The sequence below is a fragment of the Phyllobacterium sp. UNC302MFCol5.2 genome (genome assembly GCF_000686005.1).
Classification (GTDB): domain Bacteria; phylum Pseudomonadota; class Alphaproteobacteria; order Rhizobiales; family Rhizobiaceae; genus Phyllobacterium; species Phyllobacterium pellucidum.
Genome location: NZ_JMLL01000013.1, coordinates 291,405 through 315,458, shown reverse-complemented (window position 1 = coordinate 315,458; position 24,054 = coordinate 291,405). Strand labels below are relative to the sequence as shown.

Sequence of the window (24,054 nt, the reverse complement as noted above, 5' to 3'; positions counted from 1 at the left end):
CTTGCCCCCGGGGCTTTCGACGACACGACCTTCACCGCACTCTATACGCTCAAACAGGCCGACATTGATGCCGGCAAGGTTGATAATACAGCGACAGCTTCAGGTACAATGCCTGAGGGCAAGGTCACGTCGAGCAATGCAAGCACGGTCACGACCACACTTAGCCAGGGCGCGACGCTCGAACTCATAAAGTCCGCCAGCCCGCCATCCGGCAATGCCGCCGGGGCAACAATTGCCTACAGCTTCACCGTCAAAAACACCGGCAACGTCACGCTCACCGACGTCAAGCTCACAGATGCGCTGCATGGGGCCGTCGTGAGCGGGGCCCCCATCGCTTCGCTCGCACCGGGAGCGACCGATTCGACAACGTTTACGGCACTCTACACGCTTACTCAGGCCGATATCGATGCCGGCAAGGTCGATAACACAGCGACAGCTTCAGGCGCGATGCCAGACGGCAAGGTCACGTCGAGCAATGCAAGCACGGTCACGACGACCATTAGCCAGGGCGCGACGCTCGAACTCATAAAGACCGCAGGCCCGCCGTCGGGCAATAGCGTCGGCGCTACTATTGCTTACAGCTTCACCGTCAAGAACACCGGCAACGTCACGCTCACCGACGTCAAGCTCACAGATGCGCTGCATGGGGCCGTCGTGAGCGGGGCCCCCATCGCTTCGCTCGCACCGGGAGCGACCGATTCGACAACGTTTACGGCACTCTACACGCTTACTCAGGCCGATATCGATGCCGGCAAGGTCGAAAACACGGCGACAGCTTCAGGTACAATGCCTGAGGGCAAGGTCGCGACGAGCGACGCAAGCACGGTCACGACCACTCTTAGCCAGGGCGCGGCGCTCGAACTCGTAAAGACCGCCAGCCCGCCATCCGGCAATGCCGCCGGGGCAACGATCACCTATTTCTTCACCGTTAGAAATACCGGCAACGTCACGCTCAACAATATCACGATCGGCGACGATCTGCCCAATGTCGCAGTCAGTGGCGGACCCCTCGCCTCGCTGGCGCCGGGGGCGGAAGACACAAGCACTTTCACGGCGCGCTACACGCTGACGCAAGCCGATATCGATGCTGGCGGGGTTGCCAACACAGCGACCGCCACAGCGACGGTTGCAGGATCGCCGACGACGGCGACTGTAACAAGCACGGCGAGCGAAGTGCGGACACCGATCGAGCAGAGCGCCACGATCGCGTTGGTCAAAACCGCGAAGCTCAACGATACCGATGGCAGCGGCTTATACGACGCCGGCGAATCGATCACCTATCGTTTCGAGGTTACCAATACCGGCAATGTCGTCGTCAACGACGTCATTCCAACCGATCAGGGCCCAACGTTCAACAAGCAGCCTGCCGCCAACAAACTCAGCGCGGTTGTGCCGGGGCCGACTGCCATTGCGCCGAAGCAGACGCAGGTGTTCGAGGCGACCTACACGCTGGCGCAGTCCGATATCGATGCGGCTGCAGGTATCGCTAACGGGATTGTCAACAAGGCCAAAGCCGAAGGCACCTATACGCGGCCACAAGCTCCAGAAAGCAATGCCGGGCGCGGTTTTGCCTACACCAATCCGGGGCAAGGCAAGATCACCGTCGTCGATTCGGCGGAGGCGACGGCAGTTCTCGAATTGCCGGCGGCCCAAGCCTCTTCCGTAACGATCACCAAACAGGCCGGCCTGCGGCAGATACGCCGCGGCGAGAAGGCGCCGTTCACAATCAAGGTCACCAACAAGAACACCAGCAACGTCGCAGGCTTGACGGTTCTTGACCGCCTCCCCGCAGGCTTCCGCTATGTCGACGGATCGGCGACGCTCAATGGCAAAGCCGTCGAACCGCGCATTGACGGTTCCAACCTTCGTTTTGACAATCTGACGCTTGGTCCGAAGGGCGATGCGGTCATTCGCCTGCAAATGCTGGCGCTGAGTACGGCCGGGCCGGGCAAGCACGTCAACAAGGCGCAAGCGCTCGGTTCAAGTGGCAAAAGGCTTGCCCCGGAGGCCAGCGCCGCCGTCGAGATCATGGTCGAACCGGTCTTCGATTGCGGCGATCTCATCGGCCGCGTGTTCGACGACCTTAACAGCGATGGCTACCCGAACGACGGCGAGCCGGGCCTGCCCGGCGTGCGTATTGCAACCGTGCGCGGCTTGCTGGTGACTACCGACGAATTTGGGCGCTTCCACGTTGCCTGCGCTGATCTTCCGGATGCGCGTATCGGCTCCAACTTCATCATGAAGCTTGATACGCGCACCCTGCCTGCCGGCTACCACCTGACCACCGAGAACCCGCGGGTGATCCGTCTCACCGCCGGCAAGATGTCGAAGCTCAACTTCGGCGCGGCGCAAGGCCGCGTCGTGCGGCTCGATCTCAAGGACGAAGCCTTCGAACCTGCTCTCACGACGCTGAAGCCGCGATGGGACAAGGGTCTGGATGCGCTAATCGAGATGCTGAAGCAGCAGGAGGCAACGTTGCGGATCAGCTACCCGACGCGTTCCGGGGACCTTGCCACCAAACGCATGGAGGCGATCGAGGACGCCATCGCCAAGCGATGGAAAGCCGCCGGAGGCGGGTACGCGCTCAATATCGAAGCGCGGGTGGAGGCGGGTCAATGAGCCAAGACCGCTTTCAAGTGTCAACCCGGCCTCAATATAATGCAGTTGCATCGCGTAAAGCGCGGTCGCTCATGGCGGGTTGTACCGTTCTCCTGGTGCATCTCACGGCGTTTCGAGCCGAGGCCCAGGAAGAAGCGCCGCCAGCACAGGCAAGCACCTGCATAAAGACCGATTGCGCTGCCGGGACCGTGCAAAACGTGCGAGCAGCCAAAGGCTCCCGCGTCACATTACCTGAGACCCGATCCCCATCGGATAATCCTGGGGAAATTCCTTTTGCGATCAGCGTCGAGGGTGAGACCGTCGTCAAAAGTAATGAACAGCAGCCCGGGATCGTGGCCAAGGAGACCAACGCACAAACGCACGCCGCAATTGGGGGTGGATCTGACAAAGCCACGCCAAAACATGGGCTCAGTGCGGTCGATATCCAGGTCAAGTTCGATGGGCTGGACGCGCGTCCGGTCCTGAATGTTTCGACGACGCCGGTGCGCACAGCGTATCGGACGGGCGAGACGATCCACTTCCTCGCGACCAGCAACTACCCCGCTTTCATCCAGCGTTCCGAAATTCGCGTGTTCGAGGATGACAAGCAACTCACGGACAAGCCGCTCGCAGTTATTCCGGTTTCGGTCAACGGCGAGGCCGGCTGGACCATGCCGCCAACCGAGAATGACGACCAGCGCTTCAAATACGTGCTGCGAGTCTATGATGCCGACAACCGCTATGACGAGACGTTGCCGCGCCCGCTCCGCCGCATGGATCGCGACCTGCCACGAGAAGAGGAGAATGCGGTCGCGCCGGGCATGACCGAGGACAATACTGGATTACGGAACATCCCGGTTCGTGGCGGCGCAGTCACCGTCTATGGCCGCAACGTTCCCGACGGTTACGGCGTGCAGGCGCTCGACGATAGGATCCCCGTCGATCGCGAACGTTCCTTCGTCATGCAGCGCATTTTGCCGCCCGGCGATCATGATGTGCACGTGACTGTCGTCGGCTCGAAGGGCAGCGCCCTCGACTTTCGGCGGCAGATCAACATCCCCAATAATGACTGGTTCTATGTCGCGCTGGCCGACCTCACCGTCGGCAAGAATAGCGGCAGCGATCATATTGAGAGCGTGCGGCCGGGCGAATATGACGACATTTATACGAAGGGTCGCCTCGCCTTTTACGTGAAAGGCAAGATCAAGGGCAAATACCTTCTTACCGCCTCGGCCGACACCGGAGAAGACAGTCTCGATCATATGTTCCGTGGGCTCGATGCCAAGGATCCGCGGCAATTGCTGCGGCGGCTGGATCCGAACGACTATTACCCGATCTATGGTGACGATTCGACGGCGATCGATGACGCTCCGACCAAGGGCAAATTTTACGTGCGGCTCGAGCGCGGCGATAGCCAGGTCCTGTGGGGGAGCTATAAGGCGATCATCCAGGGCACGGAGTTCATGCGCTCGGACCGAGCGCTCTACGGCGCGAGCGCTGCCTATCGCTCGGAGAAGACGACACCGTTCGGAGAGCGCAACAGCGAGGTGACGCTCTATGCGGCGCAACCGGATACGCTGCCGCAACGCGACGAATTTCTCGGCACCGGCGGATCCGCCTATTTCATGCGCAGGCAGGACATAACGATCGGCTCCGAAACCGTGACGGTGGAAGTCCGCGATTCGACAACAGGACAGATCATCGAGCGGCGCACCTTGCGCTATGGCGAAGACTATTCGTTCGATTACCTGCAGGGCATGCTGATCCTGAAGCGGCCGCTTTCCTCTTCGACCGGCACGACGGGCCCGGTGCGCGAAGGCGCGCTTGGCGGGAACAAGCTCTATCTAGTATCGCAATACGAATACACGCCCATCGCCGGCGACCTTGACGGCTACGCCTATGGCGGACGGGCGCAGCAATGGTTCGACGACAAGGTTCGGGTCGGCATCACCGGCATGAACGAAAATACGGGCCTCGCCAACCAGAAGGCCTATGGCGCCGACATCAAGGTCCGCCATTCCGATACGACCTTCATCGAAGGCGAAATATCGCGGTCCGATGGACCGGGCTTCGGCACGTCCCGCTCCACCGATGGCGGGCTGACCCTGAGCGACGTGCAGACCACGGGCACGCGCGGCCGCCTGGCCACGGCGTGGCGCACACGGGCGCAGCTCGACCTGGAAGACATCAGCAAGAGCGGCATGAAGGGCACGCTCGGCGGGTACTACCAGGAAAAGGACGCGGGCTTCTCCACCCTTTCGGAACAGGTTGCGGCGGATCAGCGGATCTGGGGACTAGCGGCAGATATCGATATCACGAAAGATTCGAGCCTCGATCTTACCTATGACGATTTCAAGGAAGGTGAAGCGACTAATGATTTCTACGATCAGGCGGTCGGCGGCAGGTCCAAGCGTAAGGGCGCTGCCGCAATCAGCAAGCAACTGAACGAATACTGGAAAGCCTCTTTCGGCGTCACCTATCTCGAACTCAGTAATCCGCTCGCAACAGCTTCGAACAAGTCCGGCTATGACGGGTCGCGGCTCGATGCCGGCGCTCGTCTCGAATATGCACCCGATGCCGAACATACCTATTACGGCTTCGGACAAGGAACTTTGTCGCGATCCGGCGACATCGAGCGCGGCGACCGTCTTGGCGTCGGCGCCGAATATCAGCTCACCGAAAAGATCGGGCTAAACGGCGAAGTATCCTATGGCGCGACCGGGCTCGGCGCCCTCGCCGCCGTCACCTATGAGCCGACAGCGGAGGATAGTTACTATCTCGGCTACCGCCTCGACCCCGATCGCGCTTTCGACCTTGACCGAACCTACGATCTCGACGGGACTGATTACGGCGCGATCGTCATCGGCGCGCGCCGCAAGCTTGACGACTATTGGTCGACCTATGCTGAGAACAATTACGACCTGTTCGGGAGGCGCAATTCGCTCGCTCAAACCTACGGTGTCGTCTACACGCCCGATACCAGATGGACGGTCGATGGCGGGCTGGAGATCGGCACAGTCGAAGACGATACGATCGATCCCTCGACAAATCTCGAACGCTCCGATTTCGACCGCAAGGCGATCTCCCTGTCGGTCGGCTACAAGGATGAGGATCGCATTGCCGCGCGCATTCGCGGTGAGACGCGTTTTGAAGATTCCGACGATGATACCCGCGATCTCAACACCTACCTCTTCGCAACCGGATTCAGCTGGAAAACGAACGACAACTGGCGGCTGCTCGCCAATATCGATTCAGTACTCTCGGACTCGAACGGTGATGGTTCGTTCAGGGATGGCGACTATGTCGAAGCCTCGCTCGGCTATGCCTACCGTCCAATCACGAATGACCGGCTGAACGCCCTTTTCAAATACACCTGGCTTTACGATCTTCCGGGCGAGGATCAGGTCAGCGCGGTGACTGGCGACGAATACGGGCCGGCACAGCGCAGCAACATTCTTTCCGCCGATTTGACCTACGATCTCGTTCCCTGGCTGTCCGTCGGCGCGAAATATGGCTTCCGCTACGGCGAAGTGCGCGAGCGGCTTCAGGACGATCTCGACGCATTCTCCGATTGGCAGACTTCCTCGGCGCATCTTGGCATTGTTCGAACCGATTTTCATATCGTCAAGAAATGGGACGCCTTGCTGGAAGGGCGGGTTATGTACATGGCCGAGGCGGATACGACAGATCTTGGCGTGCTCACCGCCGTTTATCGCCACGTCGGTGACAACTTCAAGGTCGGCGTCGGCTATAATTTCGGGAATTTCTCCGACGATCTGCGCGACCTGACGCTCAACGACCGCGGTGTGTTCTTCAACGTCGTCGGCAAGTACTGACGCATCGGCGTTGTTCATCGCGCAGGTGCCGGCAACGGGCCAGATGCGCTATTTGGATATCGGCGCACTCTTTCTACACGACATATTAATACTTGTGGAACACAACTGGAACAGATAGTGTTTGTTCTGGTTTTGTTTTTCCGATTCCGTTTCGAAGGATCGCCGATGCTCACGCGTAAACAACACGAACTTCTGCTCTTTATCCATGAGCGTCTTAAGGAAACCGGCATCCCTCCATCCTTCGACGAGATGAAGGATGCATTGGACCTTGCGTCCAAATCAGGGATACATCGGCTGATAACAGCGCTCGAGGAACGAGGTTTCATTCGACGGCTTGCTAACCGTGCGCGGGCGCTGGAAGTCCTGCGCCTGCCGGATTCAATTGCGCCTGGTCTCAATGCGCAAAAGAAATTTTCGCCAAGCGTGATCGAGGGCAGCCTCGGCCGCAATGTCGCCCCCCCCCGCCCGCAGCCACGCGCTTCGGATGATGAGGGTGCGCCGACGATCGTCAACATACCCGTCATGGGCCGGATCGCGGCCGGTGTGCCAATATCGGCCATCCAGAATCAGACGCATATGATCGGCCTGCCGCCGGACATGATCGGCAGCGGGGAGCATTATGCGCTGGAGGTCAAGGGCGATTCAATGATCGAGGCGGGCATCTTCGACGGCGATACGGTCGTCATCCGGCGCGGCGACACCGCCAATCCCGGTGAAATCGTGGTTGCGCTTGTCGATGACGAAGAGGCAACCTTGAAGCGCTTTCGGCGCAAAGGGGCATCGATTGCTCTCGAAGCCGCCAATCCGGCCTATGAGACGCGCATATTCGGGCCGGATCGGGTGCGCGTGCAGGGCAAGCTGGTCGGTTTGATCCGCCGTTACTGACGTGTCGGGTTTTCCTGATCGTCTGCCGGTGGCTTGGTCTTTGCGGCACGCCGTTGCGGTTTTTGCTCCGCAAGATTGCGGGCGGTGCGGGAAAAAGCCCGATAGGCGTTCCATGGGCGCTGAGGGGAGCCCACGGCGTAGATAATGTTTGCAGACTGGAGGCGTGCCTGCAGTTGTTCTACAGCAAATGCAGCCGCATCAAGGCCGGACGGTGGATCGACCTTGTTGTCGCCGAACCTGATTTCTGCGGAACCGCGTAGCGCCAGGTCCTGCGCCGTAATTACAAGAACGTCCCCCGGCTCGCAGGTTGCTGTGGGACCGGTAAAGGCAAGGACGACGATATCGCCCTCGGCACAAGCCGTTGATTTTTTGGTCGGATCGTCCGTATAGGCGACGATCAGGCCGCCGGCTTCCCTCGCCAGGCACACGCCGTCGGCGCACTCAAATTGTCCATCGGCCGGCGATGAGCCATTCTTTGCCGGCGTTAGCACTTGAATTGCGCCGTACCCCTGCTGCCAGTTATCGAGGGTGAACCGGCTTGCTGTTGCGCGGTTCACCGCCAGCGCGTCATCAGGTGCACTCAAGGCAACGAGTTTGCCTTCTTCGGCAATCACTATATCCGGCGGACGTGCAGAGCGGAGCGGCACTATGGCCAATGCCATTACTGCAAATCCAACGAGCCGCAGCCGCGTTGTCAGCAACATGAGCAGGACCAGCCCCGCGGTCATCAAAAGCAGGCTCGTTTGCGGCATTGATCCGAAATTGCCGCTTGGCGAATGCGCGCTGACCATCTTCGCGATCGCAATGACCCATTCGATGCCGCGTTCCATGACAGCAAACGGCAGCCAATCGAGATCAAATGGCATCGCAAGAACAGCAAGCACCGCAAACGGCATCACAAAGATCGAGACAACGGGCAGCGCCAGCGCGTTGCCCACAAGCCCAAGCGGCGCTGTGTTGTTGAAATGGTATGCGGCGAAGATCGAGCTCGCCGTCCCGGCAACCAACGAAGTCATGGCGATAGCGCCGACATGGCTTGCCGCCATCATCGACAAACGCAGAAGCAATCCCTCGCCTTTCGTTCGGTTTGACCTGTTCTTTCGGCGCGATCTCCAGCCGTAATATGCAATGAGCGCGCCTGTCGCCGAATATGACATCTGGAAACTCGGTCCGAGAATTTCATGCGGAAGCAGCGCTATCGCGATCAAAGCGCCGATGGCGAGATTGCGCATGGAGATTGCCGCGCGATCGGCCATCATGGCAATGAGCATCACCGCCAGCATCACGAAACTGCGCTGTGCCGCTACGTCGGCGCCGGAGAGCAGGAGATAGAAACCGGAACCGGCAAGGGCGACGAATGCCGCCAGTTTTTTCATTGGATAGCGGGCTGCAAAGCCGGGAAAGAGGGCCATGCTGGCGCGAAGCGAGCCGACGATGATGCCGGCCACCAGCGCCATGTGAAATCCGGAAATTGAAAGAATGTGCGAAAGCCCGCTCAGTCGCATTGCGTCATTCGTCGCCTCGCTGATGCCGTCGCGCTGGCCGGTAATCAGCGAAGCCGCAATATCGCCGGGTTCCCCCTTGATGCGGGAAAGCACACGCTGCGTAAGTTGCTGGCGGATATTGGCGACCGTCTGCCAGGCTTGAGACGCAATCGCCTCATCGACCGGCGTTGCGGCCAGTTGAGGTTTGCCAAGGAAAAACCCATTTGCGCCTACGCCCTTATAGTAATTATTGAACGCAAAATCGTAATTGCCGGGCCGTACCGGACCTCGCTGCGGACGCAGGTGAACGAGGCCCTGCAGTCCCGCGCCAATTTTCATTCCTGCCGGCACGGATCGCGCCGACACGACAACCCGTTGCGGCGAATAGCGGAGCGTCGGCCGCTCGGTTGCAACAATATCGAGGGTGACGCGCCACCCGCCTCTTGCATCTCTGGCCATGGCCACAACGCGTCCGGTCAAACGGGTGGTAATGTCCGACCCCAGCATCCTCGTATCCGCACGCATGGTTTCGAGCTTGCCGGCGACCATTCCCGCGACAACGGCAACCGCAAAGGCGAGCGCCAGTCTGGTCCTCGGACGGGAATGTGCGAGCTGCATCAGCCCGACAAGCAGGGTCATCCCGAACAAAATAGCGCTCAGTCTCGGCTCCGCCGATGCGCCGAAATAGACGATGGCGCCGATGCCGCAACACACCGGAAGAAACAGAAACAGCGTGCCGCGCTCGATCTCCTGGCTAAAAAGCGTTGGCGCCGCGACGAAGGCGCGCCTTGTCGCCGCCATGGCAATCGCCATGGGTCGCCGATCCGCAGAGGGATCAGTCTCCCGCCCCAGAACGCCCGTTTTTGTCTCTGGATAGGTCGCAACGGCGTAACCAGTGTCGTGAGCACTGAAAAAGAATAGCCGCTCATCGATTTTTGATCTGGTCTGCGGCTCCTCCATTTGCCCCCAAGCACCAATACCCTTGCACCTCAGCGGCGCTATGCTACATGAACGCCAGATCAATTCGATTGGACGTTCGTCTGATAGCGCGACGCGTCCCTGGAGCTCCCATGTCGTCCCCTGTCGTTACACGTTTTGCCCCATCCCCTACCGGCTACCTCCACATTGGCGGTGCCCGCACGGCACTGTTCAACTGGCTCTATGCAAAGCATACGGGCGGCAAGATGCTGCTGCGGATCGAGGATACGGATCGCGAACGTTCGTCGGCGGCGGCGGTAACCGCCATCCTCGACGGCTTGACCTGGCTCGGCCTCGATTGGGATGGCGAGGCTGTATCCCAATACGCCCGCGCCGGTCGCCACCGCGAGGTCGCCGAGGAACTTGTTGCCAAGGGCAAAGCCTATTATTGCTACGCATCGCCGGCCGAGCTTGAAGAAATGCGCGAGAAAGCCCGCGCCGAAGGCCGGCCGCCGCGTTATGACGGACGCTGGCGCGACCGCGATCCCAAGGAAGCACCTGAGGGCATCAAGCCGGTCATTCGGGTCAAGGCGCCGCAGGAAGGCGAGACTGTCGTGCACGATCAGGTGCAGGGCGACGTACGTTTCCCGAACAAGGATCTCGACGATTTCATCATCTTGCGCTCCGATGGCACGCCTACCTATATGCATGCTGTAGTCGTTGACGACCACGACATGGGCGTTACGCATATCATTCGCGGTGACGACCACCTGACCAACGCAGCGCGTCAGACCGTCATTTACAACGCCATGGGTTGGGATGTACCGGTTATGGGCCATATTCCACTCATTCACGGCGCGGATGGCGCCAAGCTTTCGAAGCGCCACGGTGCGCTCGGGGTCGAGGCGTATCGCGCAATGGGCTACCTGCCCGCCGCACTGCGCAATTATCTCGTCCGCCTGGGTTGGAGCCACGGCGACGACGAGATCATGTCGGACGCACAGATGATCGAGTGGTTCGAGATATCGGACATTAATCGGGGCGCCTCCCGCTTCGATTTCCAGAAGCTCGAGGCAATTAACGGCCATTATATGCGCATCACTGACGATACCGCGTTGGTCGAAGCCATGATCGCCATCCTGCCCGAGATGGAGGGCGGCGAAGCAATTCTCAACCGGCTCAACGATACGACCAGGCAACAGCTCGTGGCGGCCATGCCAGGCCTCAAGGAGCGTGCAAAGACGCTTGTCGAACTCGCTGACAGCGCGAAATACCTTTTCGTTGAACGTCCGCTGACGCTCGACGACAAGGCAGCGGCATTGCTGAATTACGAAGGCTTGAGCGTGCTGGCCGGCGTCTTGCCCGAGCTTGCTGCGGTCGATGACTGGACGGCGTCCGCGCTCGATGCCGCAGTGCGTGTCTATGCCGAAAAAACCGGGCTCAAACTCGGCAAAGTGGCCCAGCCGCTGCGTGCCGCATTGACAGGAAGAGCAACGTCGCCGGGTGTTTTTGACGTGCTTGAGGTGCTCGGAAGGGACGAATCCCTCGGCCGGATCAAGGACCAGGTAAAAGGATGAGAAGTGCGTCCTTCAGGCGCATTTTTGCATTGCAACATCGCGCCGTTTGAGTACGGTGTCGTGCCTGAGGAATTCACGATCTACGGCCTCGCTTGAGGCAAGTGCTTTTGCGCTGGATCAGCGCAAGCTGAAGCAAGAAAGGAACGGCAATGTCTGAAAACAACGTCAACATCGATCTAAATGGTCACCAGTTCTCAATGCCCGTGCGCAAGGGGACCATTGGACCGGATGTCGTGGACATTGGGACACTCTACAAGAACACGGGCGCGTTTACCTATGATCCCGGTTTCACGTCCACGGCGTCCTGCGAGTCGCAGATAACCTATATCGACGGCGATGAAGGCATCCTGCTGCACCGCGGCTATCCTATCGAGCAACTGGCCGAGCATGGCGATTTTCTCGAAGCCTGCTATCTGCTGCTTTACGGCGAACTGCCGACGAAGAGCCAGAAGGCCGATTTCGACTATCGCGTAACCCATCACACGATGGTGCACGAGCAGATGTCGCGTTTCTTCAGTGGTTTCCGCCGCGACGCGCATCCCATGGCCGTCATGGTCGGCTGCGTCGGCGCGCTGTCCGCATTCTACCACGACTCGACCGATATTTCCGATCCGCATCAGCGCATGGTCGCCTCGATCCGCATGATCGCCAAGATCCCGACCCTCGCTGCCATGGCCTACAAGTACCACATCGGCCAGCCATTCGTTTATCCGCGCAACAACCTCGATTTCGCGACGAACTTCCTGCACATGTGCTTTGCCGTGCCCTGTGAAGACTATGTGCCAAATCCAGTGCTTGCACGCGCGATGGACCGGATCTTCATTCTTCATGCGGATCATGAGCAAAACGCGTCGACGTCGACCGTGCGCCTCGCAGGCTCTTCCGGCGCAAACCCGTTTGCGTGTATCGCAGCAGGCATCGCCTGCCTGTGGGGTCCTGCCCATGGCGGCGCCAACGAAGCCGCACTCAACATGCTGGGCGAAATCGGCTCGGTCGACCGCATTCCGGAGTTTATCGCCCGCGCCAAGGACAAGAACGATCCGTTCCGCCTGATGGGATTTGGCCACCGGGTCTACAAGAACTATGATCCGCGCGCGAAAATCATGCAGCAGACCACCAAGGAAGTGCTTGGCGAACTCGGCATCAAGGACGATCCGCTGCTCGACGTTGCCATGGAGCTCGAGAAGATCGCGCTAACAGATGAGTATTTCATCGAAAAGAAGCTGTATCCGAATGTCGACTTCTATTCGGGTATCACCTTGAAGGCTCTCGGCTTCCCCACCACCATGTTCACCGTGCTCTTCGCTGTGGCACGTACGGTTGGCTGGATCGCCCAGTGGAAAGAAATGATCGAGGACCCGCACCAGAAGATCGGTCGTCCGCGCCAGCTCTACACCGGTGCGACACAGCGCGACTATGTCAGCGTCGAGAATCGCAAGTAATCTGCCTGCACACGTAATGAAACAAGGGGCGCCGTTTGGCGCCCTTTTTTGCTGGCGGGATTTCTAATTGCGCTTTGCCAGCTCGAGCACTTTTTGCGCTGCGATTTCACCGGACGGGCGCTCAGTCTGCATCAGGCTGGCAATCTTGTCGAAACTTTCGAGCTGGGCGCTGCGGCGATGGCCGGGAACCAGCAATTGTTCGAGCTGGCGGGCCAGAGATCCAGCCCGAACGAACACGTTGAAATACTCCGGCACGACCGGCGCATCTGCGATGATGTTCGGGAGAGCCGCGCTCCAGATGGTAATGCGCGGTGCCAGAAAGGTGCGCGCGAGCCAGTCCGGCCGGTAAGAGAGAACGGTCGGGATGCGGGCGAGCGCAAGCTCAAGCGACACGGTGCCGGACGCCGCAAGCGCGGCATCGGCGGCCGCAAAAGCATGCAGACGCTGTGCCTCACCGACGACTATGTCAGGCTGGATTTTCCACCCCGCTGTAAGCTCCCTGACCAGCGGCTCGATCTTCGGCAAAGTGGGCAGCGTTACCTTGATCCGGTTGCCGCGTTTGGCGAGAAGTTCGATGGCTTCTCCAAACGGCTCTGTAAGGCTCGTTACCTCGGACCGGCGCGATCCCGGCAAGACAACGAGATTCTTTTCGGTGCGTTCGCCAAGCTGCGCTTCGCGCGAGCGGTTCTGCCGCGCAGCTTCAAGAAGCGGCGCGTGCGAAACGAGCCGATGGCCGACATAGGTCGCAGGCGGACCGTCAAGATCCTTCAAGGCCTCCACTTCGAAAGGCAGGATTGCAAGCACATGGTCGATATAGGATCGCATCGCCTTGGCCCGTTCCGGCCGCCAGGCCCAGACCGAGGGGCTTATGTAGTTGACGATAGGGATCGAAGGGTCGGCGGCCCTCACCTTGCGCGCCACACGATGGGTGAAGTCGGGGCTGTCGATGATCACCAGGCAATCGGGTTTGGCGGCGACAATCGCATTGGCAAGTTGAGATATGCGCCGGATGAGTTGCGGCAGCTTCTTGACGATGGCACTCAAGCCTACAAGGGCGATTTCATGCTGGTCGAACAGGCTGTCGAGACCGAGCGCCGCAAGATGCTCGCCGCCAACGCCTGTCAGGGGCACGTCGCCGGGGAAGCTGCGACGCAGCGCCTCGACGAGATCGGCACCGAGCAGATCACCGGATTCTTCGCCTGTGACGATCGCGAGGCGCAGCGGTTTTTCAGCTGGCATCGGTGCGCGTCTCCTGGACAAATGTCTCGACAAACAGGCCGGCCTCATTGGCGGCCTTTATCGTTTCCTCGTAGCCGAGGATCAACGTACGCCCGCTCTCGATGGCGATGCCCTTGAGGCCGGCCTTTGCAGCATTCTCAATGGTGCTGATGCCGATCGCCGGAAGATCCGCCCGCACCTCCTGCTGCGGTTTGGCGCATTTGACGAGCACGCCTCCCGTGCTGTGTATGCGTTTCGCCAGACGCAGCTCGGCGACGCGCTGCAGCATCGCGTCGGTGCCTTCGACCCCCTCGAGCGCAACCACGCGGCCACCCACCGCAACGGCCCCCTGGCCGATATCAAGCGCACCGATGGCGGCGGCAGCCCGCCGAGCGGCCTGCATATTGGCGATGCTGTCCTGATCCGGCTGTTTACGCGTGAGCGTCGATGGCTCAGGCGTTAGAATATCAGGAACGATCTCATGGGCGCCCACAACCCGAAATCCATAGGATTCGATGGTTGCGATAACGGCGCGCAGTAGCCCATCGTCGCCAAGCCGGAACGCGCGCAGGAAACGGTAAAGGGCCACAAGGTTGCCGTTGCCCGGGCGCAGGGCATGGCGAAATTCCGGGCGGTGACGAACGCCTCCCGCCAGCACCACGTTCGCGATGCCTTCGGCCTTCAGGATTTTGACGAGGCCGCCGAGTTCGACGATGGAAATCTCGGCGTGCTTTCCCTGATAGATCGAAGGCTCCGCTTCGCCCTTGATGGCGATCATCAACGGATCGGCGCCTTGTTTTCGTAGGCTCTCCGCCACGGCCAGAGGCAGTTGGCCATTGCCAGCGACGATGGCTGTCCTGCCTGAAATCGCGGGCGGAACTTTAGCTGTTGTCGTCACTGTCACTGATCTCGATAGCGGAATCGAGCGGCGGCGTGCAGTAAGCGCGCTTGGTATCAGTGGTGATGAAGTCGATCAGGTCCGCGACAGCCGGCGAATCCGGATAGGCAGCGCGAACGTCGTCTGCCCTCGCCCTGATCGACTTCGTACGATCGAATAGCATGCGCACGGCGTGACGGAGCTTGTGAATCTCCGGACGGGCCATGCCAGACCGCTTCATGCCAATGATGTTCAGTCCACCAAGATAGGCGTGGTTGCCTATTGCCATTCCATAGGGCACGAGATCGCTCGCCAGCGCCGCAAGCCCGCCGATGAAGGCATGGTGGCCAACGCGCACAAACTGATGAATCCCCGCGCCGCCGCCGATAATCACATTATTGCCGATGGTGACATGGCCGCCTATCATGACATTGTTGGAAAAAGTCACGTCGTCGCCGATGATGCAATCATGCGCCACATGCGCATAGGCCAGGAACATGCAGTTATCGCCGACCGTGGTTATGCCGCGGCTCCCGTCTGTGCCGCGGTGCATGGTGACGCCTTCGCGGATGACGCAGTTCTTGCCGATGACGAGGGTCGTGCGACCACCCTTATGCTTGGTGTTCTGCGGCTCGCCGCCGAGTACGGCGTTCGGATAGACCTTCGCGCCATTCCCCAGCGTGGTCGGGCCCATGATGACCACATGGCTCAGGAGTTCGACATCATCGCCGATAACGGCATCGGGACCCACATGGCAGAACGGGCCGATCGAAACCCTCTCACCAATGACTGCGCCCGGCTCGATGATCGAGGTCGGGTGAATAATGGACAAGGACATCAGGCGCCGGTCTCATCTTCATCAGGGAAACTGACCATGGCGGCGACTTCGGCTTCCGCCACCTTGAAACCGTCAACCTCGGCGATGCATCCATATTTATGGATGTTGCCCCGCTGCTTGAGCTTGGTGACGCGCAGTTTCAACTGGTCGCCCGGAACGACCGGCTTTCTGAACTTGGCATTGTCGATGGTCATGAAGAAGACCTTGCCCGGCTTGCCGCTGCCATTATGGAATAGCACGATTGCGCCGGCTGTCTGTGCCATGGCTTCGATGATCAAAACACCAGGCATGATCGGCAGTTCAGGAAAGTGTCCGGCAAAATGTGGTTCGTTGATCGACACATTCTTGATACCCGTGGCCGAAACGTCGCGATCGATATCGACGATGCGATCGATCAGCAGAAATGGATAACGATGCGGCAGGTTCGCAAGAACCTTCTGGATGTCGGCAACGCCGAGACTGTCCACCTTCACATTGTCACTCATCTGAACCGCTCTCCTTCTTGGTCCTCGTCATCGCACGAACGCTGGCGATTTCACGAAACCACTGCTTGAATGGCTGGGCGGGCGCGCCGGCCCATCTCTCGCCATCCGGAATATCATTCATCACGCCGCTCGCCGCCGCAATCTCGACGCGCGATCCAATGTTGACGTGATCAGCAATGCCGACGCTTCCTCCAAGCCTCGTCATATCGCCGAGTTCAACGCTGCCGGAAATGCCACATTGTGCGGCTATAACACAATGACGGCCGATGCGTACATTGTGGGCAATCTGCACCAGATTGTCGATTTTAGTGCCTTCGCCGATGACCGTATCCGCTAGTGCCCCCCGGTCTACCGTGGTATTCGCGCCAATCTCTACATTGTCCTGGATAATGACGCGGCCAAGCTGCGGCATCTTTTCAAGTCCTGCCCTGCCGGCGACATAACCGAAGCCATCCTGTCCGATACGCACGCCAGGATGCAGCAGCACGCGATTGCCAAGAAACGCATACTGGATGGACGAATTTGGTGCCACGTAGCAATCGCGGCCGATCTTGCAGCCATTGCCGATAACCACGTTTGCCGCAATCACCGTGCCCGACCCGATCGATACATTACTGCCGATAATCGCGCCGGGCTCGATCGTTACATTGTCTTCGATTTCAGCGGACGGATCGACGATTGCGTGCTCGGAGATACCTGTCTGGCCACTCCACAAATGCGCTGTGACGGCATTCGGGTAGAGCGCACGGCCAATCGCAGCAAAATCCTGTTGGGGATGCCGCGTCACAATGACAGCGACGTTCTTCGGGACACTGCCCTTGATCTCATCAGTGCAGAGGATTCCCGCCGCCTTCAATCCCGCGAGATTGTGCGCATGTTTCTTGCTTTCGACGAAAACAAGCGCATCAGGCCCAGATTCCGTGATGGAAGCCAAACGCTTCACAAGGCGATTGGCTAATGAGCCATCCACAAGTACGCCATTGGTCAGACCAGCGATCTGACCAATAGTCACATTCTTGAGTGGCTCATAAAAGATCGGATCGGCCATCGACTAACTTTCTCCCCCGGGGAAGTTTGTCCCCCGGGAGGTCAGCAATCTATCAGAATTTGCTCGACATGCCGAAGTTGAAGTTCTGCTCCTGATCGCCGTCAACCTTCTTGACCGGGACCGCATAGTCGAAGCGCAGCGGGCCGAAGGGCGAGGCCCACATGATGCTGGCGCCAAGCGATGCGCGCCATTCGGAACCAGTGGTACCCTGCGCTTCCGGAAGGTCGTTACCATAGAGCGTTGCCGCATCCGCGAAGACCGCGCCACGGATGCCGAGGCTTTCCGGTATCACGGGCATCGGGAACTGCGCTTCCGCCGAAGCATTGAAGTAAGTCGTGCCGCCGAGGAAGCTGCCCTTCGAATCGGTAACGGTGGTATCGCGAGGACCGATACCGGCATATTTGAAGCCGCGGATCATTTCCGAATTGTTCTTGAACAAGTCGAACACGCGCAGATCTTCGTCGCCGAAGCCGGCAATATAGCCAGCACCGACACCGAGGAGGCCGACAATGTCCATTTCATCCGACAAGGTCTTGTAGTACTGGCCCTTGAAGGTCGACTTCAGGAAGTTGGCGTCGCCGCCGAGACCAGCATATTCCTGATTGAACTTCGCATAGATACCGTCATGCGGGTTCTTGGTGTCGTCGATGGTGTTGTAGGTCAACGACCAGCTTACGGAGGACTTGATCCACGGGCTCTCTTCAGCCGCATCGATGAACGCCTGCGAAATTTCTGTCGGATCCGGGATGTTCGTACCCGGGATCATCGCCTCGTCGTCGATCGTGTATTCTTCACGCGACAGGTTATAGGCAACGCCTGCAACCAGTGCCTCCGAGATCGGCAGACCAAAACGGATCGTGCCACCGGTCACATCTGTTTCATACTTGTCGCTAACGCCGGACTGACGCTTGTAGATGTCGAAACCTGCCGCAATGCGTTGACCGAGGAAGTATGGTTCCGTGAACGACAGCGAGTAGGAACGATTGTTGTCGAGACCGGCACCGGCCGCAATACGGATATACTGGCCGCGGCCAAGGAAGTTGCGCTCGGTGATCGAGCCTTCCACCGTCGGGCCGGGATTTTCGCCGCCGGTCGTATAACCACCACCGATCGAGAATTCACCGGTCGATTTCTCGACGACGTCCACAACAAGTATGACCTGATCCGGCTGCGAACCGGGAGCGGTCGAAATGTTGACGGTGGTGAAGAAATCAAGGGCTTCGAGCCGGCGCTTGGCGCGCTGGATGAGAACCTGATTGAAGGCATCGCCTTCGCTGACATCGAATTCGCGGCGAATGACGAAGTCACGCGTCTTTTCGTTGCCGCGGATTTCGATGCGCTCGACATAGGCGCGCGGGCCCTGATCGATGGCATAGGTAACCGAAATCGTGTGATTCTCGAAGTTGCGGTCGCCGCGCGGCTCAACCTTGGCGAAGGCATAGCCCTGACCGGCAACGCGCTCCGAAACCTTAATGATCGAATCTTCGACATCCTTGGCGCTGTAGGTATCGCCTTCGCGCGTCTTCACGAGACCATTGAGCTGCGAGGTATCGACACCTTCAACGGAGCTTTCGATCTGGATCGGGCCGAATGTGTACTTCTCACCCTCTTCAACCGTGATGGTGATGGTATAATCGTTCGTCGCCGGATCAAGATCGGCAGTCGACGACACGACGCGGAAATCCGCATAGCCGCGGTTGTAGTAGAAGCGGCGCAGCGCTTCTTCGTCGGCGCGCAGGCGGTCTTCACTATAGACGTCGTTGCGGGTCAGCCAGGATAGCGGATTGGAACGCTTGGTCGAGATCACGTCGCTGAGGCGACGGTCGCCGAATGCCTGGTTGCCGACAAAATTGATTGCAGTGATCTTGGTGCGATCGCCTTCGTTGATCTCGAAAACGACGTTAACACGTCCTTCGCCGAGATCCATCGTGCGGGCGTTGACGGTCGCGTCGCTGCGGCCGACATTGCGATAGGCAGCGCGGACGGCTTCCACATCAGCATCAAGCGTTGCCTGATCGAACGAAGCGCGCGGCTTCAACTGAACGGCATTCTGCAACTGCGGGTCCTTGATCTTCTTGTTGCCCTGGAAAATCACCTGGTTGACAACCTGATGCTCGGACACTTGCACGATAAGCGCGCCGCCTGCCTGGCTGATGCGTACATCGCTAAACAGGCCGGTCGCAAACAGACGCTTGGTGGCCTCATCGATATCAGCGTTGGTGAAAGGCTTGCCTGGGGTAATGCCGAGATTGTCGCGCACCGTCTGGGCGTCGACACGAGCATTACCACGCACTTCAATGCGGCTAACTGTTGCTGCCTGCGCGACTGTTACGCCTGCAACCGTGGTCACGATTGCACCAGAACTTACCAGCGCCGCTGATATGGCGAGCGCCGACGCTGCACCAACAAATCTTGAACTTGCCGCCATAGGCCTTATGAACCTTCGTTTTCTCGTTGTCCCCGGGCGAGATCCCGGACTAAGCACTTACTCGCACACCGTCATAACCGGTTTTTACATACACGCAAGGCTTACGGTTAAAATCTGTTTACTTCACGCGAAAGCGTGGCATCCCTGCCACGCCAATAAGGGCTTATAGTAAACAGATCATGTCCATTTGCCAGCCCAAGCCTCTAATTTTCATCAATGTTTAATCTTTGTCACCGGCAGGCGAAGAGATCGTTGAAGATGACGAATCCCATGAAACCAAGCACAAGAAAGAAGCCAAAGCGGAAGAACAGCTCCTGAACGGCTGGTTTCACGGGCCTGCCGATGACTGCCTCGGCGGCGTAGAAGACAAGATGCCCGCCATCGAGCGGCGGCAACGGGAAAAGATTGAGGAGGCCAATTCCGATCGACAGCATCGCTGTCAGCTGTATAAGCCAGTCCACTCCCTGGCTTGCCGCCTGCCCCGCCATTGTTGCGATCTTCACAGGGCCACCGAGCTGGCATTTATCCTCGCGTCCGGCGAAGAATCGGCCGAAGAACTGCCCGGTGCGGGCCATGATGAAGCCGCTTTCCCGCACGGCCTGCACGACTGATTCGACCGGGCCGTACTCAATGCGCCGGAAGTTGCCGAGTTCCTGGTTGTTGACGACGCCGATCACTGCGATTTTGACAGTGTTCCCAAGCGGGTCCTTTTGTTCAGTCAATTCGGGCGTCGCCGTCAGCTTTACATCCTGTCCGTTGCGTTCGACGACGAAATCAAGCGAATCGCCGCCGCGCGAGGAAACGATGCGCTGAACATCGGCAAAGGTTTCAACCTTGTCGCCATCGACGCTGACAAACCGGTCGCCAGGCTGAAATCCTGCAATGGCTGCCGGACCTCCCGGCCGCACTTCCGCAACCATCGGATCGGCTACCATCTTGCCGTAGAGGGCAAAAAAGACGGAGAAAATCGCAATGGTGAGCAGGATATTGAACGCGGGTCCGGCAAAGACGGTCGCAGCACGCTTCCATACGGGCTGCGTATGAAAGGAAACGGCGCGCTCCTCGGCGCTCATCGCAACGGCAGGCGCTGCGAGCGAACTCGTTACCCCTTCGTCACCGGCGAATTTGACATAACCGCCAAGGGGAATGGCGCAGAGTTTCCAGCGCGTTCCCTTGCGGTCGTTGAATCCGATGAGCTCCGGTCCGAAGCCGACAGAGAAAGCCTTGACGCCGATTCCGCACCAACGACCGACCAGATAGTGCCCCATTTCATGGACGAAGACGACGACCGTCAAAACTATCAGGAATGGCAGGATGGTGCCGATCAGTACGCTTTGTGTGCCAAAAAGGGTGTGCAGCATGTCCGTCTATGTATCCTCCGGGCTGCAACACATTGGCACGGCCCGTATCGGGCCTCAAAGTTCAGCCGTCTAGAAAAGTATGTCGTAGGGCGTTTCCGGCGACACCAGAACTGCCCCGATGACGTATAGTAATGCTGCCGCAGCGACAAGCCCGTCGACCCGGTCCATCACGCCACCGTGACCAGGTATGAGGCGGCTCGAATCCTTGACGCCGAACTTTCGCTTCATCCACGATTCCCCAAGATCGCCTATCTGGGCGACCACGGACAGGAGCAGTGCGATGAGCGGAATTGGCACGCCGCCGGCAGGACCGATGAATGCCGCGCAGGCAACGCCGGCGGCGACACCGGCAGCCGCACCACCAATGGCACCCGCCCAGGTCTTGTTCGGTGAAAACCGCGGGGCAAGTTTGGGACCGCCGAGCGCCTTCCCATTGAAATAGGCAAATATGTCGGTCGCCCAGACCACCGCAAACAGGAAAAGAATGGCGGCAAAGCCATCGCCCGTATCGCCGCGCAGCAAGGTAAGCGCGATGCAAGGCAGCCCCGCATAGAGGAGACCCGCCGCCGGCCAGTAGCCGGTCTCCCGTCGACCGACAGCGGCGATGATGAAGGCACCGCCGAACAGGATGACCATCATCACGAACGTATCCCGTGCAAAAAGCAGCACGACCACGAGCAGCAGGAGGCCACCCCATGCCAGCCCCCGCGTCAAAGGAGTCGATCGGTTCGCAATGATGAGCTGCCATTCATAGAAGACGCTGATGCCGATTGCCGAGGCCAGGAGACCGAAGGCGAATCCGCCCATCCAGGTCATCGCCACGGCGATGATAATCAGGACAATCGCGCTAATGATGCGTTTTTGCAGGTTGGAAAGGCCGCTTCCGAAGAAAGTCACAGAGCGATGTCCTGGGCTGTCACGCCGCCAAAGCGCCGTTCGCGCATCTGGAATGTCTCAATCGCCTCGGCGAGATTCGACGGGCGGAAATCCGGCCAATAGCAGGGAAGGAAGACGAACTCGGAATAGGCGGCCTGCCAGAGCAGAAAATTCGAAAGGCGCATTTCGCCGCTCGTGCGGATAATCACGTCGGGATCCGGGATGCCGGCCGTATCCAGGCGCGCTGTGATCGCCTCCGGCGTTACCGCATCCGCGGCAAGAACCCCGGCAGAGACGTCGGCTACCAACCGTTGAACCGCACGGGCAATCTCGTTGCGCGAGCCATAATTGAAGGCGATGACGAGCGTGAGACCGGTATTTGCGTCCGTCAGCGTCTCGGCTTCGGTCAGGAGCGCGCGAATGTCTTTCCCCAGCCCTTCGCGTTCACCAATGATACGCACCCGGACGTTCTCACGGTGCAGATCGGCCAGATCGCGCCTGATGAAGAGCTTGAGCAAGCCCATCAGGTCGGAAACCTCGGAACGCGGCCGCGACCAGTTTTCCGACGAGAAGGCAAACAGCGTCATGAACGGGATGCCCATCTTGCCGGCGGCCCGGATGGTTTCGCGCAGCGTCTCGACGCCAGCCTTGTGGCCTGCCGTACGGGGCAGACCCCTCGCCTTTGCCCAACGGCCATTTCCATCCATGATGATGGCAATGTGGCGTGGGATGGACATAGGCATTGACCTCCAGTTAGCGGATCGAGCACATCTCTTGCGAGATATTAGACCTGCATGATTTCCGCTTCTTTGGCTGCAACTACCTTGTCCATTTCTGCGATGGTCTCGTCGGTCAGCTTCTGAACTTTTTCCGACAGGACGCGATTGTCGTCCTGACTGATCGCACCATCTTTTTCGAGCTTCTTCAACTCGTCCATGCCGTCGCGGCGGACATGGCGCGCTGCAACCTTGGAATGCTCGACATACTGATGGGCGATCTTGACCAGTTCCTTGCGGCGCTGCTCGTTGAGCTCCGGCAGTGGAATACGAAGGTTGTTGCCGTCGGTTATCGGATTGAGACCGAGCCCTGCATCGCGAATTGCGCGCTCCACCTTGCCGACCATGGATTTGTCCCACACCGACACCGACAACATGCGCGATTCCGGTACCGTAATGTTGGCAACCTGATTCAGCGGCATCATCGAGCCATAGGCATCGACGGTGATCGGTTCGAGAAGACTTGCGGAGGCACGACCTGTGCGCAGACCGTTTAGATCATGCCTCAATGCCTGGATGGCTCCGTCCATGCGACGTTTCAGGTCATTTAGATCGAGTGCGTCACTCATAGTCACTGCTCCTTATTCTCGGCGAAAGGCCCGGCAGATACGATCAACTAGTCCGATACGACGGTTGCGCGTCCTCTACCCTGCAGGATTTCCGCAAATCCACCCTTCTCGTGGATTGAATAGACGATTATTGGGATATTGTTCTCGCGTGCAAGAGCAACAGCAGTGGTATCCATCACTGCAAGGCCGCGATCAAGCACATCTTTGTGGGTAAGGTGGTCAAACCGAACCGCGTGCGGATCCTTCTTGGGATCGGCGGAGTAAATTCCATCGACCTGGGTGCCCTTGAACAAGGCGTCGGCACCGATTTCCGCTGCACGGAGCGCCGCGGCCGAATCCGTGGTGAAAAAGGGATTGCCCGTGCCGCCGGCAAAAATCACGACTTTCCCCATGTCCATATAGGCCGTGGCCTGACGTTGGGAAAAGGTCTCGCAGAGTTCTGGCATTGCTACAGCCGATAGAACGACGGTATCGATCCCAAGCTTCGCCAGGGACGTGCGCAATGCGAGCGAGTTGATGACAGTTGCCAGCATGCCCATGTGGTCGCCGGTAACACGGTCGCCACCCTTTGAGGCAACGGCCACGCCGCGGAAGATATTGCCGCCGCCGATGACGACGCCGACCTGCACGCCGAGTGCGCGCGCTTCGGCAATGTCGCTGGCAATGCGATCGGCCACTGCCACATCAATTCCAAACCCCTGGTCGCCCATCAGAGCTTCCCCGGAGGCCTTCAGCAGAACGCGTTTGTAGACAGCCGTGCCAGCCATGGGACCTCCTTGGAGTTGTTGCAAGTTTTTAGCAGAGTTCGGATACACGAAGGGCATCGCGTTGTCACGCG

Annotated in this window: 17 protein-coding genes; 5 read left to right on the top strand and 12 right to left on the bottom strand. The window is 59.1% G+C overall.

Features of this window, described 5'->3' with window-relative positions:
* The 3 genes from BR48_RS0118195 to lexA form a co-directional block, all read left to right on the top strand.
* On the top strand, nucleotides 1-2,619 hold a 2,619-nt coding region (locus tag BR48_RS0118195; protein WP_027232619.1), incomplete at its 5' end, for a CARDB domain-containing protein.
* 71 nt (nucleotides 2,620-2,690) lie between these two features.
* Nucleotides 2,691-6,434 (top strand): hypothetical protein, encoded by a 3,744-nt coding sequence (locus BR48_RS24920; protein WP_051615167.1) that lies wholly within the window; start codon nucleotides 2,691-2,693, stop codon nucleotides 6,432-6,434.
* A gap of 165 nt (nucleotides 6,435-6,599) precedes the next feature.
* Nucleotides 6,600-7,319 carry a transcriptional repressor LexA gene (gene lexA, locus BR48_RS0118185; protein WP_027232618.1) on the top strand — a complete coding sequence of 240 codons (720 nt, stop codon included), beginning with the start codon at nucleotides 6,600-6,602 and terminating at the stop codon, nucleotides 7,317-7,319.
* Here the strand turns inward: lexA and BR48_RS24915 are convergent.
* The gene (locus tag BR48_RS24915) at nucleotides 7,313-9,616 is read right to left on the bottom strand and encodes a ComEC/Rec2 family competence protein (protein ID WP_051615165.1); all 2,304 of its coding nucleotides are present in this window, start codon (nucleotides 9,614-9,616) and stop codon (nucleotides 7,313-7,315) included. The genes lexA and BR48_RS24915 overlap by 7 nt on opposite strands.
* A 257-nt stretch (nucleotides 9,617-9,873) precedes the next feature.
* On the opposite strand from BR48_RS24915, the gene gltX reads away from it, so the two are divergent.
* Together gltX and gltA are read left to right on the top strand one after the other, a co-directional pair.
* Nucleotides 9,874-11,298, top strand: a complete 1,425-nt coding sequence (gltX, locus tag BR48_RS0118175; protein ID WP_027232617.1) for a glutamate--tRNA ligase — start codon at nucleotides 9,874-9,876, stop codon at nucleotides 11,296-11,298.
* A gap of 149 nt (nucleotides 11,299-11,447) precedes the next feature.
* Complete coding sequence (gltA, locus tag BR48_RS0118170) at nucleotides 11,448-12,740, top strand: citrate synthase (protein WP_027232616.1); 1,293 nt, start codon at nucleotides 11,448-11,450, stop codon at nucleotides 12,738-12,740.
* Between the two features lie 63 nt (nucleotides 12,741-12,803).
* On the opposite strand, the gene lpxB is transcribed toward gltA, so the two are convergent.
* From lpxB to pyrH, 11 genes are all read right to left on the bottom strand, one after another.
* Complete coding sequence (gene lpxB / locus BR48_RS0118165) at nucleotides 12,804-13,979, bottom strand: lipid-A-disaccharide synthase (RefSeq protein WP_027232615.1); 1,176 nt, start codon at nucleotides 13,977-13,979, stop codon at nucleotides 12,804-12,806.
* On the bottom strand, nucleotides 13,969-14,856 hold the full coding sequence (gene lpxI, locus BR48_RS0118160) for a UDP-2,3-diacylglucosamine diphosphatase LpxI (RefSeq protein ID WP_027232614.1): 888 nt from the start codon (nucleotides 14,854-14,856) through the stop codon (nucleotides 13,969-13,971). The genes lpxB and lpxI overlap by 11 nt, the downstream gene beginning before the upstream one ends.
* Nucleotides 14,840-15,673 (bottom strand): acyl-ACP--UDP-N-acetylglucosamine O-acyltransferase, encoded by an 834-nt coding sequence (lpxA, locus tag BR48_RS0118155; RefSeq protein WP_027232613.1) that lies wholly within the window; start codon nucleotides 15,671-15,673, stop codon nucleotides 14,840-14,842. Before lpxA ends, lpxI begins: the two co-directional genes overlap by 17 nt.
* Nucleotides 15,673-16,158 carry a 3-hydroxyacyl-ACP dehydratase FabZ gene (gene fabZ / locus BR48_RS0118150; protein WP_027232612.1) on the bottom strand — a complete coding sequence of 162 codons (486 nt, stop codon included), beginning with the start codon at nucleotides 16,156-16,158 and terminating at the stop codon, nucleotides 15,673-15,675. Before fabZ ends, lpxA begins: the two co-directional genes overlap by 1 nt.
* Nucleotides 16,151-17,206, bottom strand: coding sequence for a UDP-3-O-(3-hydroxymyristoyl)glucosamine N-acyltransferase (gene lpxD, locus BR48_RS0118145; protein ID WP_027232611.1), 1,056 nt, complete (start codon nucleotides 17,204-17,206; stop codon nucleotides 16,151-16,153). Before lpxD ends, fabZ begins: the two co-directional genes overlap by 8 nt.
* 52 nt (nucleotides 17,207-17,258) lie before the next feature.
* The gene (gene bamA, locus BR48_RS0118140) at nucleotides 17,259-19,634 is read right to left on the bottom strand and encodes an outer membrane protein assembly factor BamA (protein ID WP_027232610.1); all 2,376 of its coding nucleotides are present in this window, start codon (nucleotides 19,632-19,634) and stop codon (nucleotides 17,259-17,261) included.
* A gap of 230 nt (nucleotides 19,635-19,864) precedes the next feature.
* Nucleotides 19,865-20,995, bottom strand: coding sequence for an RIP metalloprotease RseP (gene rseP, locus BR48_RS0118135; RefSeq protein WP_027232609.1), 1,131 nt, complete (start codon nucleotides 20,993-20,995; stop codon nucleotides 19,865-19,867).
* Nucleotides 20,996-21,064: 69 nt separating this feature from the next.
* The gene (locus BR48_RS0118130; protein WP_027232608.1) at nucleotides 21,065-21,892 is read right to left on the bottom strand and encodes a phosphatidate cytidylyltransferase; all 828 of its coding nucleotides are present in this window, start codon (nucleotides 21,890-21,892) and stop codon (nucleotides 21,065-21,067) included.
* On the bottom strand, nucleotides 21,889-22,614 hold the full coding sequence (locus BR48_RS0118125; protein ID WP_081815939.1) for an isoprenyl transferase: 726 nt from the start codon (nucleotides 22,612-22,614) through the stop codon (nucleotides 21,889-21,891). Before BR48_RS0118125 ends, BR48_RS0118130 begins: the two co-directional genes overlap by 4 nt.
* Nucleotides 22,615-22,655: 41 nt before the next feature.
* Nucleotides 22,656-23,216, bottom strand: a complete 561-nt coding sequence (frr, locus tag BR48_RS0118120) for a ribosome recycling factor (protein WP_027232606.1) — start codon at nucleotides 23,214-23,216, stop codon at nucleotides 22,656-22,658.
* A 47-nt stretch (nucleotides 23,217-23,263) separates the two neighbouring features.
* The gene (gene pyrH, locus BR48_RS0118115) at nucleotides 23,264-23,983 is read right to left on the bottom strand and encodes a UMP kinase (protein ID WP_027232605.1); all 720 of its coding nucleotides are present in this window, start codon (nucleotides 23,981-23,983) and stop codon (nucleotides 23,264-23,266) included.
* Nucleotides 23,984-24,054: the final 71 nt, after the last annotated feature.

Bases quoted from the DNA above. Each gene is read 5' to 3' on its own strand.
- lpxA (WP_027232613.1), bottom strand. From the start codon at position 15,673: ATGTCCTTGTCCATTATTCACCCGACCTCGATCATCGAGCCGGGCGCA.
- fabZ (WP_027232612.1), bottom strand. From the start codon at position 16,158: ATGAGTGACAATGTGAAGGTGGACAGTCTCGGCGTTGCCGACATCCAG.
- lpxB (WP_027232615.1), bottom strand. From the start codon at position 13,979: ATGCCAGCTGAAAAACCGCTGCGCCTCGCGATCGTCACAGGCGAAGAA.
- gltA (WP_027232616.1), top strand. From the start codon at position 11,448: ATGTCTGAAAACAACGTCAACATCGATCTAAATGGTCACCAGTTCTCA.
- bamA (WP_027232610.1), bottom strand. From the start codon at position 19,634: ATGGCGGCAAGTTCAAGATTTGTTGGTGCAGCGTCGGCGCTCGCCATA.
- gltX (WP_027232617.1), top strand. From the start codon at position 9,874: ATGTCGTCCCCTGTCGTTACACGTTTTGCCCCATCCCCTACCGGCTAC.
- lpxD (WP_027232611.1), bottom strand. From the start codon at position 17,206: ATGGCCGATCCGATCTTTTATGAGCCACTCAAGAATGTGACTATTGGT.
- pyrH (WP_027232605.1), bottom strand. From the start codon at position 23,983: ATGGCTGGCACGGCTGTCTACAAACGCGTTCTGCTGAAGGCCTCCGGG.
- BR48_RS24915 (WP_051615165.1), bottom strand. From the start codon at position 9,616: ATGGCGATTGCCATGGCGGCGACAAGGCGCGCCTTCGTCGCGGCGCCA.
- lexA (WP_027232618.1), top strand. From the start codon at position 6,600: ATGCTCACGCGTAAACAACACGAACTTCTGCTCTTTATCCATGAGCGT.
- BR48_RS0118125 (WP_081815939.1), bottom strand. From the start codon at position 22,614: ATGCCTATGTCCATCCCACGCCACATTGCCATCATCATGGATGGAAAT.
- frr (WP_027232606.1), bottom strand. From the start codon at position 23,216: ATGAGTGACGCACTCGATCTAAATGACCTGAAACGTCGCATGGACGGA.
- rseP (WP_027232609.1), bottom strand. From the start codon at position 20,995: ATGCTGCACACCCTTTTTGGCACACAAAGCGTACTGATCGGCACCATC.
- BR48_RS24920 (WP_051615167.1), top strand. From the start codon at position 2,691: ATGGCGGGTTGTACCGTTCTCCTGGTGCATCTCACGGCGTTTCGAGCC.